The following is a 2,010-nucleotide window of genomic DNA, read 5'->3' as shown; positions in this document are numbered from 1 at the left end:
CAACCACGGCCGGATACTCCACAATCAACAACCATCACGGATCAGAACCCGCAGACCCAGGTTGGTGGCGTAGAGCCAGATTCTCCCGGCAGGACCCTAAGCACAAGCCCCATCGTGGTAGACGGAAACGCGATTGTGCAGCCGTCACCACCGACGGCGCTAATAGGAGCCACGCCCGTGGTCAAAATTTTGTGGACAGCAGTGTAGCTATAGCTGTAGTCCCTGTGATTATTCGCGGCAAGAAGCTGCTCGTTCACAAAACCGCACGGGTTGATCTGACGAAGCGCATACAATTCGGCGAGATGGTCCCGCTCGACGTGTGTGAGTTTCACTCCATCTGTATCAACCGCTGCGGGGAAGAAGATCGTGGACTGGTCGGGTTTTGCGGAGTCGGTCGAGTCAGCACCGGGCGGCGGAGCAACTGGTCGGACACCACAGGCCGCCGATAACACCCCGCATGCGAGGAGTGCCGCCGCCAAACCGCTCACTCGTAACATGCGTTTCCGTTGGCCACGGAATACGCTTCAGCGGCCGTACCGGTCCACCGCGATCCCGGCGCCGCCGACTCGACCCCGGTTTGGGCCTGCCGCAGCTGCGCACTGCGATCAAACGCAGCACCTTCCAGCGGGGCGCCCTTACCCAACGTCGAGCGCGCACTCGACCATGTCGACATGAAAGCATCCAGCACACTCATTTGGTATCCCTTCGCCGCGACACAAGCTCCAAACGAGTGTAAATGCCCAAACACCGCCTCCTCGGCGCCAATTTTGTCAGCTACGAGCGGGTGGGGAGGATTCGGGATTCCCCTAAAGGCCGTGCTGCACCACTTCCATGATGACGTGGTGTTCACTTCGCCGGTCGCGGCTAACTTCTTCCCCGAGACGGCAGGGGTGATCCGGGGCAAGAGCGAACTGCGCCGCTACTGGACCGCTGTTGTGCAGGCCATCCCTGATCTGCGCTTCACCATCGAAGGCGTTTACGACGGCATCGACACCCTGGTCATCTTGTACCGCAACCAGAAGGGCGGCCTGGTCAGCGAGATCCTGCGGTTCAGCCCCGACGGCCTGGTCATCGAGGGACACGGAACCTACTTGGTCCCCGAATAGGGTCACGACGGAGCGGGGGAGGACACGGCTCGTGGAAGGGGTGGAAGAGTAGCTGGACTGGCTGACCTGCACGAACTGCCCGATGGGTTGCCCGAGCCGGTCGATGACGGGGCGGCGGATCACCTCGCCGGGTTGAGACTCGCCGTCGGCGCGAGCGTACTTGCGGTAATTGTGGTTGTAATCGTTGCGGTCTCTTGGGTGTTTCGGCCCGCAGAGTACGCCGAGGGCGAACCCATATGCCTCTACGGTGTTCCATCCTGGTGGCACTTTCCGGCGTGAGGCGCTGGGCAGGCTGGTCGTTGGGTCCACTACTCGGATCCGTTGGCGCATATGCGGTCTACGTGCTGCTCCGAGAGGTATGGCGAAGGGACGGTGGACGTGTTCACCGTGTCCACCTATGAAACCCGTTCTGCGGTAGCGGCCTTGGCTAGGATCTGTGCGTCGGGCATGCGTCCCCGCATCCCGGCACGGTCGTTTTTCTCCGGTCTGGTCGGTGCCAACGGCAACGGAGGAACCGGCGACGATTACCACGTCTCCTTCGAGCTGGTGGCAATTCCGCTAGTCACCGCATTGGTGTTCCGTTCTCGAGGAGACCCTGTGAACAGACCCTCTCGTCAATCGACAACAGAGCATCAGTCGTCTGAGTAACGACTTCTGGCTTGCCGTAAACACCACAGCGGGGCACAGTTCCAAAAGACCCTCAACGCACTCCTCGCCGTCACCGACTCCAACGACCGCGTTGATGGCAACTTGCGCGGGCCCCGTGTCGAAACTGGAGCGGTCCGGGTATGAGTTGCGGACTCAGACGAACCACGGCAACGAGGGCCGAGGAATTGTCAAATCTTGTGGATCGGTGAGTTTCAGGCGACCTCCGTTCCTGCGGTTTGTGCCTCGGCCGGTGCTT

The 2,010-nt window shown here is 61.0% G+C and carries 2 protein-coding genes; one reads left to right on the top strand and one right to left on the bottom strand.

Annotated elements, in window-relative coordinates; all coding sequences use genetic code 11:
- Positions 1 to 484 precede the first annotated feature (484 nt).
- Positions 485 to 694 (bottom strand): EspA/EspE family type VII secretion system effector, encoded by a 210-nt coding sequence (locus tag B8W67_RS21055; protein WP_163796975.1) that lies wholly within the window; start codon positions 692 to 694, stop codon positions 485 to 487.
- Positions 695 to 764: 70 nt separating this feature from the next.
- Here B8W67_RS21055 and B8W67_RS19995 point away from each other — a divergent pair, with 70 nt between their 5' ends.
- Entirely contained in the window at positions 765 to 1,106 is a 342-nt protein-coding gene (locus tag B8W67_RS19995; RefSeq protein WP_234806837.1) for a nuclear transport factor 2 family protein, read from the top strand.
- Positions 1,107 to 2,010: the final 904 nt, after the last annotated feature.

It is taken from the genome of Mycolicibacillus koreensis (assembly GCF_002104795.1).
Taxonomy (GTDB): Bacteria; Actinomycetota; Actinomycetes; order Mycobacteriales; family Mycobacteriaceae; genus Mycobacterium; species Mycobacterium koreense.
Note: the sequence above shows the minus strand (reverse complement) of the source record. Positions and strands in the feature narration are given on the sequence as shown.